Source organism: Streptomyces asoensis (assembly GCF_016860545.1).
Lineage (GTDB): Bacteria > Actinomycetota > Actinomycetes > Streptomycetales > Streptomycetaceae > Streptomyces > Streptomyces asoensis.
The window spans coordinates 1,176,439-1,191,727 of the sequence record NZ_BNEB01000002.1; the positions used below are offsets into that span (position 1 = coordinate 1,176,439).

Genomic DNA, 15,289 nt, shown 5'->3' on the forward strand with positions numbered 1-15,289 from the left:
CGCGGACCGTGCGACCGTCGAGACGAGGGACTCGGCCTGAGCATCGGGGCCGCCCGCCCCGTATGGGAGGGCGGCCGGGGTGTTCGTGTGCTCATGAGGAGGAAGCCTTCGATGGCGTTCCGTGGTCCGAAGGTGTGGCTGTGGCGCTGGCGGCGCAACCCGCTCAAGCGGCGCGCCGACATGGTGGAGGCCTGGGTGGTGCTCGGCGTGTGGGCGCTCACCGTGCTCGTCGGGATGCTGGCGGGCTGGATGACCGCGGGTGCCGTGGAACGCGGTCTGGCACGCGAACGCGTCGAGTGGCGGCCGCTGATGGCGCGGCTGACGGAACGGGCCCCGGGCAAGGCCGTCACGAACGGCGCCGCCGGCGGCGACCAGGTGTGGGCCAAGGTCGGCTGGACCGGTCCGGACGGCTCGACGCACAACGGCCAGGTCCGGGTCGGGCCCGGCAGCGCGTCGGGTACCCCGGTCATGATCTGGACGGACCGGCAGGGCCGTCTGGTGACGAAGCCGGCCACCGCCGCCCAGGCCGGACTGCGCGCCTCCCTCGTCGGGGGCCTGGCGGGGGTCGGCGCGGCGACCCTGCCGTTCGTCGGCGGCCGTGTCCTGCTGGGACGCATGGAGCGCCGGCGCGTGGAGCAGTGGGACACCGACTGGGCCCGCTTCGACGCCCTGTGGGGCCGCCCCACCGGCTAACCGCCCGAGGCCCCACCACACCGGCCGCCCTGAGGGGCGACGGTCGCGTCCACCGCGCCACGGAGGGCACGCGAAGTGGGTGCCGACGCCCGTGGGCCGCGTGGTCAGCCGGTCACGGGGAGGCTCCGTTCCAGGATGGCGTCGATGTCCGCGGCGTCCGGGAGGGTGCCGAAGGAGTACCCCCAGTCGCCACCGAGCCGGGTCGCGCAGAACGCGTCCGCGACGGCGGGCGCGGCGTGCCGCACCAGCAGCGAGGCCTGGAGGGTGAGGGCCATCTGTTCCACCAGGCGGCGGGCGCCGGACGGTGTCGCCCCGCCCAGGCGGGTCCGCAGCCGGGCGACGGCCGCGTCGAGGCGGGCGTCCGCCCCCCGGGCCAGGGCGAGTTCGCCGAACAGGGCGTCCGCCGTCGCCGGCTCGCGGGTCAACGCCCGCAGCACGTCGAGGGCGTTGACGTTGCCCGAGCCCTCCCAGATGGAGAGCAGCGGTGCCTCGCGGTAGTGGCGGGGCATGCCGGAGTCCTCCACGTAACCGTTGCCGCCCAGGCACTCCAGGGCTTCCGCCGTGAAGGCCGGGCCCCGCTTGGTCACCCAGTACTTGCCGACGGCGGTCGCGATCCGGCGGAAGGCGCGCTCGGGCCCCCGGCTCCCGTCGGCCCGCGCCGCCCGGTCCGCCGCGCCGGCCAGCCGCAGGGTGAGCGTGGTGGCGGCCTCCGACTCCAGCGCGAGGTCGGCGAGCACGTTGCGCATCAGCGGCTGGTCCAGCAGCCGTGCCCCGAACGCGCCGCGGTGCCGTACGTGGTGCCCCGCCTCGACGAGCGTCTTGCGCATCAGTGTCGCCGACATCATCACGCAGTCCAGCCGGGTGCAGTTGACCATCTCGATGATGGTCTTCACGCCCTGGCCCTCGGGCCCGACCAGCCAGGCCACGGTCCGGTCGAACTCCGGCTCGGAGGAGGCGTTGGAGCGGTTGCCGAGCTTGTCCTTGAGCCGCTGGACCCGGAACGTGTTGCGGGTGCCGTCGGGCAGCACGCGCGGGACGAGGAAGCAGGAGAGCCCGCCCGGCGCCTGGGCCAGCACGAGGAACACGTCGCACATCGGGGCCGAGGTGAACCACTTGTGCCCGCGCAGGGTGTACACGCCGGGCTCCGCCGTGGGCGCGGCCGTCGTGGTGTTCGTCCGGACGTCGGAGCCGCCCTGCTTCTCCGTCATTCCCATGCCCGCGAGCAGTCCGCGCTTGGCCGTCGGCACCCGGAGTCCCGGGTCGTACTCGCGGGCGGTCAGCAACGGCTCGTAGACGGCTGCCAGTTCCGGCTGACGGCGCAGCGCGGGGACGGCCGCGTAGGTCATCGAGGTCGGGCAGCCGTGTCCGGCGTCCGTGTGTCCCCAGGCGAGGCCGCCCGCCGTGCGCGCCACGTGGGCCCCCGGCCGGTCGTCCGCCCAGGGGGCACCGGCCAGCCCCTCCTCGACCGCGACCCGCATCAGCTCGTGCCAGGAGGGGTGGAAGTCGACCTCGTCGACGCGGTGGCCGTACCGGTCGTGCGTGCGCAGCTCGGGCTCGTGGCGGTTGGCCAGCTCGCCCCACTCCTGGGCCTCGGCGCCGCCCGCCAGCAGACCGATGCGGCGCACGTCCGGCTCCGCCCATCCGGCGCCCTCCCGCCGCAGGCCCTCGAGCAGGGCCCTGTCGTCGGAGGCGTCGTAGGGGGCCAGGGGCGGCGGCTGGTTGGTGACGTCGTGCGTGACGGACGCGGCCTCGGCGCCGGACGGGGGCAGCGTCCGGTCCTGCGCCCGGCCGTGGGTGGGCGACGGCGCCTGTGACGGGGTGACGGTGTGGACCATGGCCCCATGTTGCACCTGCTCTGCGGTTGTAGCAATAGTGCAACATCGAGGGCGCACGTAGAGTACGTCCCCATGCGGATGAACGTGTCGGCGCGGCCCGGCGAGGTGGACCTGCGTCCGCTGTCCGCCCGGTCGGTCGTCCTCAGTCTGCTGCTGGGCACGCACCCGCCGGAGCTGGCGGCCAAGGACCTGGTGAGCGGGGTGGAGCCCTTCGGGGTGGGCGGTTCCACGGTGCGCGCCGCGCTCAGCCGGATGGTCACGGCCGGGGATCTGCGCCGGACGGACGGCGTCTACCGGCTCAGCGAGCGGCTGCTGGAGCGCCAGCGCCGCCAGGACGACGCCGTGCAGCCGGACACGCGCGCGTGGGACGGCGACTGGGAGATGGCCGTGATCACCGCGACCGGTCGCGGCCCCGCCGAACGGGCCGAACTGCGCGGCCGGTTGGGAGCTCTGCGGCTCGCCGAGCTGAGGGAGGGGGTCTGGCTGAGGCCCGCCAATCTGGGCCGGCCCTGGCCCACGGACCTCGGACAGGTCCTGCGCCCGTTCACCGCCCGCCCGGACACGCCTCCTCGCGAGCTGGCCGCGGGGCTGTGGCAGCTGGACGCGTGGGCGCGGACGTCCCGGGCCCTGCTGGCCCACGTCGAGCGGACGCACCTGCCCGCCGACCGCTTCACGGCCCTCGCGGCGGTCGTACGGCACCTGCTATCCGACCCGGTGCTGCCGCCGGACCTCCTCCCCGCCGACTGGCCGGGACCGGCCCTGCGCACCGCCTACGTCCACCACCGGCACACGCTGACCGCCCTGGTGCCGGGACCGGACGCGTAGGCGGGCCCCGGGGCACGGATGCGGCGGCCGTACGAAGCGCCGTGCGGGGACGCTTCGTACGGCCGCCTTCTCACCGTGGGGGGAACGCGGGGGGTGTCACTTGTAGGTGATGTCCGAGGACGCGTACTTGCAGTAGGTCCCGTCCGCACCGCTGCCGTTGGTGGTCGGTTCCTTGCCCGTGTTGTTGCCGATGTACTTCTGGCACGGGATGATCTTCTTGCTGCTGTCCCCGACGATCGTGATCTTCTTCAGGGTCGCGCTGTCGCCGTAGTTGGTGTTGATGCCCACGAGCCGGCTGCCCTTGTACGTGGCCTCGATGGTGTTGAGGTTGATGGTGCGCTTGTACTGGCCGCTCTTACAGTTGCCGCAACTGCGCACGAACGTACCGAAGTTCTGCACGGCGAAGTTCGAGACGTTCAGCGTCCCGGCGCCGTTGAACTGGAACACCTTGTCGCTGGCCTCCTTCGCGCCGCCGCCGGAGACGGTGTAGACGTTGGACGACGAGGACCCCAGGAACGTCGCCGCGTCCTCGCCGACGTCCTCCCACCAGACGTTCTGGAGCGTGCAGCTGCCCAGGCAGTGGATGCCGTCGGCGGCGGGCGACCCGATGATGACGTTCTTCAGGACGGCGCCTGCCGCCAGCTCCAGGATCGGGTCCTGGTCCTCGTTCTGGCCGCCGGTGCCGAGGTCGCCCGAACCGTAGAGGCGCTTCATCCCGTAGTCCTTGGTGCCGGAGACCGAGATGGTGGCGGTGACCGCCTGGCTGCCGTTGGCGCTGGGCCAGGTGGCGGCGCTCGCGGGGGTGAGCGCCCCGCTAGTCATGATCATGCCAACCGTGAGGCCGACGGCGGCCAGGCCTCCGGTGAGTGCGCGTCCGCGGACGCGTCGAGGTACCGCCGAACTTTCCCGTGAAGTCATGTCCCGATGCCTTCTTCCATGTGGGGGATGGGGGGTGGGGAGGGGGGAGCGCTCCGGCCGATTCGGCCGTCCCGGTCCGGGCTGTCACCGGCGCGGGGTGGGCGCCGCCGCCGCGGCCGGGGCCGGCCGTCGCGCCCGCGCCCGCGGGGCCGCACTTTGCGCCCGTGTACGCGGCGGCCCTGTGCTCATGCGGGTACGTCCCTTCGTGAAGCCGGAGGATCACCAGGATGATCAGATACATGAACGACGTGCATCATGCTGGCCCGGCGACACGAATGCCGTGCCTTTTTGTGCGGACAGTGCGAGCGGCTCGGTCACACTGCTGAACGGAACGTAGGGGGCAAGCGCTTTCTAGTCAACGCTTTGCGCAGAACACATTCGGCCACCCGGCCTGGCCTCGGTCGATGAGCAAGGGCTTGCGGAGAGAGGCCGTGGGAGCGCTTCCATGACGGGCGTGAACATGCCACCATGCGAGGCGGACGCTTCCCTTCACCACCCGCCGGGAGGAGGTGACCGCCGCGCGGAGGCCGCACACCGAGGCGCCCGTTCCGCCCGTACCCCGCGTCCGCGCACCCAGCACGTGCTCCCGCCCGGCATACCCGGCGTTCCCGTTCGCGCACTTCACGTACGACGTCCCCCGAGCCGCTACCAGAAAGGGACAGGCACGTGTCGAACTCCCCTGGAAGAGCCCTGCGTTCGTCGTTGGTGGCCCTGCTCCTGCTGCTCGCCGCCGCCCTCCTCGCCGCTCCCGGCGCCTCGGCCCGCCCGCAGGCCGCCGCGCCGGTGCCGCCGGCCACGCTCACCGAGGTCACCGGCTTCGGCGCCAACCCCAGCAATCTCCAGATGTACGTGTACGCGCCGGCCACCGTCACCGCGCACCCGCCGGTGCTCGTCGCCGTGCACTGGTGCGGCGGCTCCGGACCCGCCATGTACTCGGGCACCGAGTACGCCCAACTCGCCGACCGGTACGGCTTCGTGGTCGTCTACCCGTCCGTCACCCGCAGCAGCAGGTGCTTCGACGTCTCCTCGCCGCAGGCGCTCAGGCGCGGCGGCGGCAGCGACCCGGTCGGCGTCAAGTCCATGATCGACTGGGTGACCGCCGCCTACGCGGCCGACACCGGCCGCGTCTTCGCCACCGGCATCTCCTCCGGCGCGATGATGACGAACGTCCTGCTGGGCGACTACCCGGACGTGTTCGCCGCCGGATCCGCCTTCTCCGGCGTCCCCTTCGGCTGCTTCGCCACCACCGACGGCTCCGAGTGGAACAGCGCCTGCTCGGGCGGCACCGTGATCCACACCGCCCGGGAGTGGGGCGACCTCGTGCGCGCGGCCTACCCCGGGTACACCGGGCCCCGGCCAAGGATGCAGCTGTGGCACGGCACGGAGGACGACGTGCTGCGCTATCCCAACTTCGGTGAGGAGATCAAGCAGTGGACCGACGTCCGGGGCGTCGGTCAGACCCCGGCCACCACCGACACGCCCGCCTCGGGCTGGACCCGCACCCGGTACGGCGGCACCGGTGACCAGGCTCCCGTGGAGGCCGTCAGCCTCCAGGGCGTGGGCCACAACCTGTACGCCTGGGGCATGGCCGCCCGCGTGATCACCTTCTTCGGCCTGGACACCTCGGGCCCCGTCCCGCAGCCCGAGCCGGGCGGTTGCCGGGTGTCCGCGACGACCAACGCCTGGAACACCGGTCTCACCGGATCGATCACCCTCACCAACACGGGGACCACCACGGTCGACGGCTGGCGACTGGCCTTCGCCCTGCCCTCGGGCCAGACCATCACCAACGGCTGGGGCGCGACCTACGCGCCGTCCGCCGGAGCGGTCACGGCGACCAACGCGTCGTACAACGGCAGCCTCGCCCCCGGCGCGAGCGTCACCATCGGCTATCAGGCGACCCATACCGGAAACAGCGCGGCGCCCGGCGCCTTCACGCTCAACGGAGCCACGTGCGGCACGGGTTGACGCCGGAGGGAGGGGCGGCCGCCATGCGCGGCCGTTCCCTCCCCGCGGTGCCCGCGCTGTCTCACCGTGTCCTGCCGTGCCTCGCCGCATCGCGCGGTGCCCCGCTGTGTCCTACCGTGCTCCGCCGTGTCGCGTGGTGTCACGCCGTGCTCCGCGCCGTGGTGGCCGCTGCCGTCGGCGGGCCGGGCATTCCGTCGGCTCACCGCTCACCGCTCCCGGCGCTCGGTTCCTCTGCGCCCGCACCGGCCGGGCCGACCGCGGTCCGCAGCGCCGCCCAGTCCGGCAACTTCACCACACCCCTTCCCAGTGAGGCCCCCAGCTCCGCTTCGGCCCGCTCGATCGCCAGCCAGCCGGCCCATCCGACGGGTTCGGCTCCGGCGGCCCGCAGCAGCCCGAGCGGTTCACCGGGCAGCTCCCGGCGCGCGAGGACCGGAGCGTCCTCCAGCAGGGACGTCGCCGTCTCCTTCGCGCACGGCCGGTTGGTGCCGATGACCCCCGTGGGGCCCCGCTTGATCCAGCCCGCGACGTACTCACCGGGCGCCACCGCCCCGTCCCGCAGGACCCGCCCCGCCAGATGCGGCACCGTGCCCCGCGCCCGGTCGAACGGCAGGCCCTCCAGCGGCACCCCGCGATAGCCCACCGACCGCAGCACCAGCTGCGCCTCGACGTCCCGGTAGCGGCCGGTGCCCGTCACCCCGCCGTGCGCGTCGGGAGCGGTCCGTTCGAACCGTACGGCGCCCACCCGGCCGTCCACGTCCAGCAGTTCGACGGGCCGCAGGAAGAACCGCAGCCGGATCCGCCGCCGCGCGCCCCGGGAGGGAGCGGTCGCCCAGTCGCGTAGTACCTCCACGTTGCGCCGCTGCGCCGCGGCCAGTCGGGAGGGATCGCCGTACGCGGGATCCAGTGCCAGTTCGGCCTCCTCCACGACCGCCTCGGTGTCCGGCAAGCCGCCCAGCTCGCGCAGTTCCTTGGTGGTGAAGCGGGCCTGGGACGGGCCGCGCCGGCCGACCACGTGGATCTCGTCGACCCCGCTCGCGGCCAGCGCGGTCAGCGCGGCCTGGGGCATGTCGGTCGGACGCAGTTCGGCCGCCCGCCGGGCCAGGATCCGGGCGACGTCCACCGCGACGTTCCCCACGCCCACCACCACGGCCGAGCGGACACCCCGCAGGAAACCGTCGTCGGCGGCGTCCGGGTGCGCGCTGTACCAGGACACGAACTCGGTCGCCGACCAGCTGCCCGGCAGCTCCTCGCCGGGGACGCCGAGGTGCCGGTCGGCCGCCGCGCCCACGCAGTACACCACCGCGTGGTACAGCTCGCGCAGCCGTGTCGTCGGCACCCCGCCGCTCCCGACCCGGACCCCGCCGAGGAAACGCACCCGGTCGTGTTCGAGCACCGGGCGCAGGGTGTTCTGGAGCGACTTGATCTTCTCGTGGTCCGGAGCGACGCCGTACCGCACGAGTCCGTACGGGCACGGCAGCCGGTCCAGGACGTCGACGAGCACCCCGGGCTCCCGCTGGACCAGGCTCTGGGCGGTGTAGAGCCCGCTCGGTCCAGAACCCACGACGGCGACACGCAGCACGGCGGAACTCCTTACCCAGGGGACGGAGGAGATCGCTGGTGCCTCCAGCATCCCATCGGGGCGGGTCCGCTGACAGGGTGCCGTACGGCCTCGGTGCGCGCGTGTCCGTTCGTATGGAAAGTGATCACACGGTTACGTTGCGTGGGTGCCAGAAGCATCTTTTCTTGATCTTTCCGATCGTTCCGCCGAGGACGGCACGGTGACCGTGTGGCCGGCGTGGAAGGTCCAGGAGGCCGGGGGTGCCACTTCCTGGTTCCACGTGCGGCTGGGCTTCACGGACGGCGCGCGCGTCGAGCTGCTGGCCGTCGTCACCGGCGGACACCTCTGCGTCGAGGACGTGCGCGCCCGGCCGCCCTTGTCGCTCGCGGACCTGGCGGTGCTCGCGCACTGGATCCACGGGCCGCTGTCCGAGGAGTGCGGTGACGGTGTGGGTGGCGGGGGTGGGCCGGAGGCGGACGGCACGTGCGACGCGAGCGGCCGGCGGGCCGCGTACGGCGTCGCCGTCGGTGTTGGCGATGCGGCCGGTGCGGCCGGTGCGGTCGAAGTGGCCGAAGTGGCCGAAGGTGACGAGGGTGGTGGGTGCGGCCCGGCCGGTGCCGGGGAGGCCGGTGCCACGGCGACCGGTGCCGGGGAGGCCGGTGCCACGGCGGCCGGTGCCGGGAAGGCCGGTGCCACGGCGGCCGGGGTCGGGGAGGTCGGTGTCGGCGCAGCCGGTCAGCCGTCCGGTCCAGGTCGGGCCCGTCGGGCCTGGCCGCGCGGCAGCGAAGGCCGCAGGCTCGTGGCGCAGGAGTACCGGGCCGCCCAGGAAGGAGGAGCGGACCCCGTCCTCGCGGTCATGTGCGCGACGGGCCGCAGCCGCCGCCGGTCGCTGCGGCTGATCGCACAGGCGCGTGACGCCGGATATCTGACACCTCGTCATGCCCGGCGCTGAAACGGGCCGCTGACACGGGCGGCTGGCGCAGGCCGGGCCGGGGGAGGCGCTACTGCATGCCCCGCATCCGGGTGATCTCGCTCGTCTGCTGGGCGATCACGTCGTCCGCCATCTCCTCGATGCGCACGTTGTTGCCCTGTGCCTTGACATCCGCGGCCATGCTGAGCGCGCCCTCGTGGTGGGTGATCATCAGGGTGAGGAAGAGCGCGTCGAAGGCCTTGCCGCGGGCGGCGCGCAGCTGGTCGAGCTGGTCTTCGGTGGCCATTCCGGGCATCGCCGCGTGCTCGTGCCCGCCGTTCTGCCCGTCCTTGCCGTCCTTGCCGTAGGTCGCGAGCCAGCCCTGCATGGCCTTGATCTCCGGGCCCTGGGCGGCGCCGATCCGCGCGGCGAGGCCCTTGACGGCGGTCGACCGGGCCTGTCCTGGGGCGAGTTCGGTCATCTTCAGGGCTTGCGCATGGTGCTGGATCATCATTCGCGCGTAGGCGACGTCGGCGGAGTTCGGGGTGTCGTCGTCGGCGCGTTGACCGGCCGCGTCCTGGGCGGAGAGGGTCCGGTTCGCTTCGCCCGGCTTGCCCGGCGCGATCACCGAAGGGCCGCTCGCGGCGGCGCGGTCGGTGTCGGACCCCGAGTCGCATCCAGTAAGGGCCAGGGCGAGCGCGAGCGTGGCTGTGGCGAGGAACGCGCGTCGGACGAGCACAACGACCTCCTGAAGCAGACGAGTTGAGGACGGGTGGCCGTCCTCCTCCGGATCTTCGCATCCCGGATCACATCAAGGGCCGGAAAGATTCATTACGAGTGCGTTGCCAGCCCTTGATATGTGCATGATGAAGACGATACTTCGGAGCACCGCGAACCGTTCCTCGTGAACGGCGACAAGGGAGGACGCAGTGACCCTGTTGAACGACCTTCGAACGCGCCGCAGACGGCTCGGAGTTGCCGCCGCGTGTACCGGACTCCTGGCCGCGCTCCTGACCGCCGTCCCGGCTGCCGCGACCCCCGACCCGGGGGACGGCCCCGCCGTGCGGCAGCAGGTGTCCCCGGGAAGCCGGGCCGAAGCGGCGGCGGCGATCGCCGACGGCGAGATACCGGGGCAGGACGAGATCGTCCACTCCGACAACATCGAGCACCTGGCGAACATCCCCAAGGATGCGTTGCCGGGCACCAACTCGGACCTCGCGTTCCAGGGCAAGTACGCCTTCTCCGGGAACTACGACGGCTTCCGCATCTTCGACATCAGCAACCCGAAGTCCCCGAAGACCGTCGCGCAGGTGCTCTGCCCCGGCTCGCAGAACGACATCTCCGTCTCGGGCGACCTGCTCTTCCTGTCGACCGACTCCTCGCGCAGCGACAGCAGTTGCAACAGCACCACCCAGCCCGTGACCGAGAAGTCCTCCTGGGAGGGCATGAAGGTCTTCGACATCAGCGACAAGGCGAACCCGAAGTACGTCGCCGCCGTCGAGACCGCCTGTGGCTCGCACACCCACACCCTGGTGCCCGAGCGCAAGAACGTCTACATCTACGTCTCCTCCTACTCGCCCAACGCCGCCTACCCGGACTGCCAGCCCCCGCACGACGGCATCTCGGTCATCAAGGTCCCGCGCAAGGCGCCGGAGAAGGCCGCGCTCGTCGGCTTCCCCGTGCTGTTCCCGGGTGAGGGCCCCGACGGCGGCGGCAACCCGGGCTCGCCCACCAACCCCGGCGTCGCGAAGACGACCGGCTGCCACGACCTCACGGTCCTGCCCTCGAAGGACCTGGCGGCCGGAGCCTGCATGGGCGACGGCATCCTGTTCTCCATCAAGGACCCGGAGCACCCGAAGGTCATCGACCAGGTCCAGGACAACGTGAACTTCGCGTTCTGGCACTCGGCGACCTTCAACCAGAAGGCGAACAAGGTCGTGTTCACCGACGAGCTGGGCGGCGGTGGCGCCGCCACCTGCAACGCGGCGACCGGCCCGGACAAGGGCGCCGACGGCATCTACGACATCGTCGGCAAGGGCGACAAGCGCAAGCTGGTCTTCCGCAGCTACTACAAGATCCCGCGCTACCAGGCGGACACCGAGAACTGCGTGGCTCACAACGGCTCGCTGATCCCGGTCAAGGGCAAGGACATCATGGTGCAGGCCTGGTACCAGGGCGGTGTCTCGGTCTGGGACTTCACCAACTCGTCGAAGCCCAAGGAGCTCGCCTACTTCGAGCGCGGTCCGCTCGACACCCAGGTGCTCAGGGGCGCCGGCTCATGGTCGGCGTACTACTACAACGGCTACATCTACTCGAACGACATCGCCAAGGGCTTCGACGTGCTGAGGCTCGACGACAAGCGGACCGACCCGGCGAAGCGCATCAGGCTGCCCGAGCTCAACGTCCAGACGCAGCCGGACTACTTCGACTGACGCCCCGGCGTCCGTCCCCCGGACGTCCGATCCCCGGGTATCCGCGTTCCGGGCCGCTGGTCCTCGGGCGTCCGCGTTCCGGGCCCCTGGTCCTCGGGTGTCCGCGTCCCGGGATTCTGGCCCTCGGGCTCCCGAGTCCTGTGCGTCCGGTCTCCGGGCGGCTGGTTTCCGGCCGTCCGGGGGTCGGCGGGCTCCCCGGTGGCGAAGAAGCGTGAGAGATCGTCGCCGGCACTCCCGCCGGGCGCCTCGGCGTCCGGCGGGATCCCCTGCTCCCAGTCCAGCCGGTAGCGCGAGAACAGTTCCGAGCGGAGCGTGGTGAGCGGCAGGGGCACGTTCGGCAGCACCATCGCGTAGACGGCGCCCATCAGCTGCGACCGCAGCATCGGGTAGTCGTGGTCGACGTCCTGGGACCCGTGCCGGACGGCGGTCTCCCGCAGCAGCTCGGCCAGCCGCTGCTGCTCCGGGCACTGCACGAAGCCCTCGGCCTGGAGGAGCCCGGCCATGTGCTGGCGCATCAGCACCGTGCGGTCCCGGGCCAGGCCCAGGATGCCGTCGATGGCGCGGGCCATCCGTTCCCGGCCGTCCTCGGTGTGCGGCTCGCGCTCCAGCGCCTCCTCCAGCGTGCGGTGCATCAGCCGGTGCACCGCGGACTGGACCAGCTGCCGCTTGCCGGGGAAGTAGTACGACACCAGGCCGCGAGCCGATCCGGCCCGGTCCGCGATGTCACCCAGCGTCGTCGCCTCATAGCCGCGCTCGTTCACCAGCTCCACGGCGGCCTGAAGGAGCCGTTCCCGGGAACGCCGCCGCAGTTCTTCATTGACCGAGGCGCTGCGCGGGGACATTCTGTAACTCCTGCGTTGACTGGCTGCCAGCCAACTATACTCAGGACATCCCGGTCGGGTTCCGCTTCGGAGCGCGCCGGGATTGCCGCCTGCTCTGGGCGACGCGGGGGATCGTCCAGAGTGGGCGCGCTTCACTCCACATAGTGGCCTGAGGCGACCGTCCCACCCCGACCCCGGACCGGCGTACGCCGGCACCACCGGTGCCGCTCGCAAGGTCCCTCAGCCGCCCGGGCTCCGCCCTCGTCGACCTTGCCCCTCCTGGCGACCCTGCCGGTCTCGCCTGCCTTGCCGAGCGCGCGGGTCGTGCCGGTCCTGCGGAGCCAGGTTCCAGGCGAGGGGGAGATCGCTGTCGCAGAAGACGCAGACGAAGACCTCTTCCCTTACGACGTTGTTCTCGCCGCAGCCGTCACAGCGGCGGAACAGCAGTGGGTGGGTGAACCCTTCGGGACGGCCGATGCCCGCGCGGTCGAGCGCGGCGGCCACGGCGGGCCAGCAGTCGGGGTCGGGGCAGTAGCCGGTGGACTGGTTGCTGACCTCATGGACCTGTGGCCCCCGGGGCGTACGGCGGAACGAGATCTCGCCCGCGCCGAGTACGTCCCCGCCGCCCGCACACGCCACGTGCTCGCTGTGCCGGGGCGCGAGCCGGAGCAGGCCGTCGAGACCGACGACGTACGTGAACGGTTCCCCGTCCCACGCCGGGTACGGCTCCAGGTCCCCGGTGCCGCGGATCACCCGGCCGCCGGGGCCCGGTGCGGTCGCTTCGCGGATGTGCTCGGGGCCGACGTAGGAGTAGCGCCGTCTCGAGGGGTTCACGGGCGCCAGCGCAGTTGGGCCGCGATGGCCAGGGCCACCAGGGTGGCGCCCAGCAGCCACCCGCCCAGGACGTCCGTCGGCCAGTGCACGCCGAGCCAGATCCGGGTCAGGCCCACGCCCACCACGGAGACCACCGCCACGGCCAGCGCCATACGCCACACGGCGGGCGCGACGCCGTGCCGGTGCAGCAGCCACAGCAGCAGTCCGGACACCACCGTCGCGGTGAGGGCGTGCCCCGACGGGTAGGCCGCGTAGTGGGCGGAGTCGAGCGGATCGGGCCAGACCGGCCGGGCGCGGCCGGCCCCGGCCTTGAGCGCCTGCTGGAGCAGCGTGCCCACGGCCGAGGTGACGACCAGCCACCCGGCCGTCCACCAGGCCGCGTGCCGCCACACCAGCCATCCGGCGACCGCCGCCCCCAGCAGACGCATGGTCAGGGGATCCCAGACCCAGTCCGTGAGGACGCGGCAGGCCTGGGTGAGACCGGGGTCGGCGACGGCCCAGCGGTGCGCGGTGCGGGAGATGTCGCCGTCGGCGGAGATCAGCAGGCGCCACTCGGCCGTCACCAGGGCGAGGAGCAGGACCGAGCACAGGCCGAGGACCAGACCGGTCCGCAGAGCGGTGCGCTGGGCCGGCGGGCGGGGCGCGGAGTCGACGGACGGGGAGTGCATGGGGAGATCCTCGCCGAACCAGGGGCCCGGAGGCGAGCCCGGGACGCACGGCCCCGCCGGACGACGCCCGCCGGACGAGTCCCGGGGGCCGGCGTCCGATTCCCGACGACAGAGGGACGAGGCCCGACGCCCGGACTGCCGCCGTACAGCCCGATGGCCGTATCGCCGTGCCGGCGGTGCGTCAGCCCAATGCGCGCAGAGCGGGTGCCAGGGTCACCAGTACCGGGATCACCGGGACGAGGGAGGCCGCCGCCGTCAGCCGCATCCGGCGAGCGGCGGTGAGCCGGCCGGCCGGTGCGAGCAACCGGTCCACGCGCAGCGGAACATGGGCCTGAGGAGCGGGGGAGGGGCCGAACACGCCCCGGTCCTCGTTGAGTTCGACCAGAGCCAGCGCGGTGGTCAACCGTCCGAAACGACGGGACGCCACGTCGTCGGCCGCCAACTCGACCAGCCGGTGCATCTCGTCGCGGAACGCGGCGAACACCGGCACCTGGGGAAACCCGGTGGCCAGCGCGGTGGAGCAGTGCAGCAGCCAGTCGTGACGCGCCTGGGCGTGCCCCTGCTCATGGGCGAGCACGGCGTCGAGTTGACGCCCTTTCAGACGGCGCAGAGCCGCCGTGGTGACCACCAGTCGGGGCGTCGCGCCGGCCAGCCACCACGCCTCGGGGCGCTCGGCCTCCACCACGAGCAGCCGACCGGATCCGCTCTCCTCGCCCGGCAACAACGGTGCCCGCAGGCGGAGTTCGGCATGACGGCTGCGGCGTCCCGCCCGGCTGCGCAGCACCTCGCGCACGAGCATCGCACCGCTCCACAGCCCGCCGCAGGCGAGTGCCACCGCGGTCGCCGCCGCCCAGGGACCCGTCGTGCCCGGCGCGTACGCCTCCACCACCGAGCGCGGCGCGGGCGCGAACACATGGCCGCGCACCGCCTGCCAGGCCGCCGCGGCGCTCAGTGTCATCGACAGCGCGCAGCACAGCAGGACCGCGGCCACCACGCACTGCCACGCCCACAGGGCGACCACCGGTTCGCGGTCCGGCCAGTCGGCGCGGGCGATCAGCCGGGGAGCGGTCACGGCGGTCAGGGCACCGAGCAGCAGCAGTACCGCGGGGACCATCATGAGCAGCACCCTATGAGCGGCGTACCGCTCAGGGGTACGGCTTGCCTCGGCGAGTGACGCAGACCACGTGCCGTCCGGTTCACATCGTCAGCAGCATGGCGAGCATCCCGATCCCCATGGAGAGCCGGCACGCCCGTGCCACCTCGGGACGGTCGCCCCAGGCGACGGCGGCCCCGCCCGCCCCGGGCGCCGGCAGCAGCCGGACCCCCGCGAGGAGGACGTAGCCCGTGAAGTACAGCAGCAGCACGCCCGTCAGCAGCGGGACGCCGGATCCGCCCTCCTGCGCGTGCCGGTGCGCGGGCGCGGTGGCCATCGCCGCCGCCATGTAGACCATCGCTCCCGCGCCGACCAGGTGGTGGAGGTGATGGGCGTCGGTGCGGGCGGCCCACAGGGCCCGCAGCGCGGCCGCGCCGAAGACCGCAGCGAACACCGGCCAGGCCCACGCGGGCGGGGTGAACGCGGCCGGGGGCACCGCCATGGCGGCCATCCCGAAGCCCATCAGCGCCTCGCCGCCCGCGGCTCTGCGCTGCTCCTCGACCCCGCTGCGCATCCGCAGCAGACAGTAGGCCCCCGTCGCCGCGCACAGCGCCACCAGCAGCCAGCCGGGCGAAGCCGGTCCGTGCATGCGCACCTCCCCGCTCGACATCGCGATCGAGGGTTGCGATGCCCGCGGCGGACCGTGCGCACGCGGGCGCAAGGGAGTACACGGG

13 protein-coding genes and 1 pseudogene are annotated in these 15,289 nt (G+C 72.8%); 5 read left to right on the forward strand and 9 right to left on the reverse strand.

All coding sequences use genetic code 11. The annotated features are described in order from the left end of the window. The first annotated feature begins 111 nt into the window (after positions 1–111). Positions 112–693, forward strand: a complete 582-nt coding sequence (locus tag Saso_RS08215) for an Rv1733c family protein (RefSeq protein ID WP_189922702.1) — start codon at positions 112–114, stop codon at positions 691–693. Between the two features lie 104 nt (positions 694–797). On the opposite strand, the gene Saso_RS08220 is transcribed toward Saso_RS08215, so the two are convergent. Continuing rightward, positions 798–2,528 carry an acyl-CoA dehydrogenase family protein gene (locus tag Saso_RS08220; protein ID WP_229901305.1) on the reverse strand — a complete coding sequence of 577 codons (1,731 nt, stop codon included), beginning with the start codon at positions 2,526–2,528 and terminating at the stop codon, positions 798–800. Positions 2,529–2,600: 72 nt separating this feature from the next. Here Saso_RS08220 and Saso_RS08225 point away from each other — a divergent pair, with 72 nt between their 5' ends. Continuing rightward, the gene (locus Saso_RS08225; protein ID WP_189922700.1) at positions 2,601–3,353 is read left to right on the forward strand and encodes a PaaX family transcriptional regulator C-terminal domain-containing protein; all 753 of its coding nucleotides are present in this window, start codon (positions 2,601–2,603) and stop codon (positions 3,351–3,353) included. A 96-nt stretch (positions 3,354–3,449) separates the two neighbouring features. Here Saso_RS08225 and Saso_RS08230 read toward each other — a convergent pair whose 3' ends face one another. Next, positions 3,450–4,271: a pectate lyase gene (locus Saso_RS08230; protein WP_189922698.1), complete on the reverse strand. Its 822-nt coding sequence runs from the start codon at positions 4,269–4,271 to the stop codon at positions 3,450–3,452. Positions 4,272–4,937: 666 nt separating this feature from the next. On the opposite strand from Saso_RS08230, the gene Saso_RS08235 reads away from it, so the two are divergent. Next, on the forward strand, positions 4,938–6,239 hold the full coding sequence (locus Saso_RS08235) for an extracellular catalytic domain type 1 short-chain-length polyhydroxyalkanoate depolymerase (protein WP_189922696.1): 1,302 nt from the start codon (positions 4,938–4,940) through the stop codon (positions 6,237–6,239). 199 nt (positions 6,240–6,438) lie between these two features. Here the strand turns inward: Saso_RS08235 and Saso_RS08240 are convergent, their stop codons facing one another. Then, positions 6,439–7,818 carry an FAD-dependent oxidoreductase gene (locus tag Saso_RS08240; RefSeq protein WP_189922694.1) on the reverse strand — a complete coding sequence of 460 codons (1,380 nt, stop codon included), beginning with the start codon at positions 7,816–7,818 and terminating at the stop codon, positions 6,439–6,441. A 205-nt stretch (positions 7,819–8,023) separates the two neighbouring features. Between Saso_RS08240 and Saso_RS38165 the strand changes: the two genes are divergently transcribed. Next, positions 8,024–8,749, forward strand: a complete 726-nt coding sequence (locus Saso_RS38165) for a DUF6214 family protein (RefSeq protein ID WP_307822224.1) — start codon at positions 8,024–8,026, stop codon at positions 8,747–8,749. A gap of 49 nt (positions 8,750–8,798) precedes the next feature. Here the strand turns inward: Saso_RS38165 and Saso_RS08255 are convergent, their stop codons facing one another. Beyond that, positions 8,799–9,446: a DUF305 domain-containing protein gene (locus tag Saso_RS08255; protein WP_189922692.1), complete on the reverse strand. Its 648-nt coding sequence runs from the start codon at positions 9,444–9,446 to the stop codon at positions 8,799–8,801. Positions 9,447–9,636: 190 nt separating this feature from the next. On the opposite strand from Saso_RS08255, the gene Saso_RS08260 reads away from it, so the two are divergent. Next, complete coding sequence (locus tag Saso_RS08260) at positions 9,637–11,139, forward strand: LVIVD repeat-containing protein (protein WP_189922691.1); 1,503 nt, start codon at positions 9,637–9,639, stop codon at positions 11,137–11,139. Between the two features lie 188 nt (positions 11,140–11,327). Here the strand turns inward: Saso_RS08260 and Saso_RS08265 are convergent. The 5 genes and pseudogenes from Saso_RS08265 to Saso_RS08285 form a co-directional block, all read right to left on the reverse strand. After that, a pseudogene (locus tag Saso_RS08265) lies at positions 11,328–11,981 on the reverse strand (TetR/AcrR family transcriptional regulator); the annotation flags it as partial. Positions 11,982–12,200: 219 nt separating this feature from the next. Further along, positions 12,201–12,794 (reverse strand): hypothetical protein, encoded by a 594-nt coding sequence (locus tag Saso_RS08270; protein ID WP_307822209.1) that lies wholly within the window; start codon positions 12,792–12,794, stop codon positions 12,201–12,203. Continuing rightward, positions 12,791–13,462 carry a phosphatase PAP2 family protein gene (locus tag Saso_RS08275; protein WP_189922689.1) on the reverse strand — a complete coding sequence of 224 codons (672 nt, stop codon included), beginning with the start codon at positions 13,460–13,462 and terminating at the stop codon, positions 12,791–12,793. Before Saso_RS08275 ends, Saso_RS08270 begins: the two co-directional genes overlap by 4 nt. A gap of 181 nt (positions 13,463–13,643) precedes the next feature. Next, on the reverse strand, positions 13,644–14,579 hold the full coding sequence (locus tag Saso_RS08280) for a M56 family metallopeptidase (protein WP_189922687.1): 936 nt from the start codon (positions 14,577–14,579) through the stop codon (positions 13,644–13,646). Positions 14,580–14,658: 79 nt separating this feature from the next. Further along, positions 14,659–15,204: a DUF5134 domain-containing protein gene (locus tag Saso_RS08285; RefSeq protein WP_189922685.1), complete on the reverse strand. Its 546-nt coding sequence runs from the start codon at positions 15,202–15,204 to the stop codon at positions 14,659–14,661. Between the last annotated feature and the right edge of the window lie 85 nt (positions 15,205–15,289).